Source organism: Streptomyces sp. P5F9, assembly GCF_057961495.1.
Map to the genome: position 1 here is coordinate 1 of NZ_JBXVPZ010001018.1, position 717 is coordinate 717.

Below are 717 nucleotides of genomic sequence, written 5' to 3' on the forward strand. Positions count from 1 at the left end.
CCCGGGTGGGGAGAGCGGGCGGCGGGGTGGTCGACAAAGCCTCCGGCGAAGATCAAACAACCGGTGAAGCACCCTACCTGCCCCGCCTGTTGGGCCCACCGATCCCACCGACCTGAAACATTTCCGTGGGCCCACCGCATCAGTACAAGTGAGGGCGGCGCCGGCAACAGCCCGCGAAAACAGGGGGATCAGGCATGAGACGACACGAACGTGCCGATGAGTACGCCGAGTTCGCCTCCGCGCGCGCCGGGCATCTCTATCGGTCCGCCTGTCTGCTGACCGCCGGGGACACGCATCTCGCCGAGGACCTGGTCCAGGAGACCCTCGGCAAGCTGTACGTCGGCTGGGGGCGGTTGTCCCGGGTCGGCAACCCCGCCGGGTACGCCCAGACCGTCCTCACCCGTACCTACCTCGCCCACCAGCGGCGCCGCAGCAGCACCGAACGCGCCACCGACGTGATGCCCGACCTGCCCGACCCCGGCGCCCCGGGCGCCGACACGACGCTACGGCTGACCCTGCTCCAGGCCCTCTCCCGGCTGCCCGCCAAGGACCGGGCCGTGGTGGTCCTGCGGTACTGGGAGGACCGGTCCGTCGAGGAGACCGCCGACGTGATGCACGTCAGCTCGGCCGCCGTACGCACCCGCTGCGTCCGCGCGCTCGGCCGGCTGCGCGAACTGCTCGGCGAGAACCTCGACGAATACGCCCGCCCCTGAACAC

Annotated in this window: 1 protein-coding gene; it reads left to right on the forward strand. The window is 70.9% G+C overall.

Going from position 1 to position 717, the window contains the following annotated elements; all coding sequences use genetic code 11:
- The first annotated feature begins 194 nt into the window (after positions 1-194).
- On the forward strand, positions 195-713 hold the full coding sequence (locus AC31A1_RS52180) for a SigE family RNA polymerase sigma factor (RefSeq protein ID WP_489660040.1): 519 nt from the start codon (positions 195-197) through the stop codon (positions 711-713).
- The last annotated feature ends 4 nt before the right edge of the window (positions 714-717 follow it).

Bases quoted from the DNA above. Each gene is read 5' to 3' on its own strand.
- AC31A1_RS52180 (WP_489660040.1), top strand. From the start codon at position 195: ATGAGACGACACGAACGTGCCGATGAGTACGCCGAGTTCGCCTCCGCG.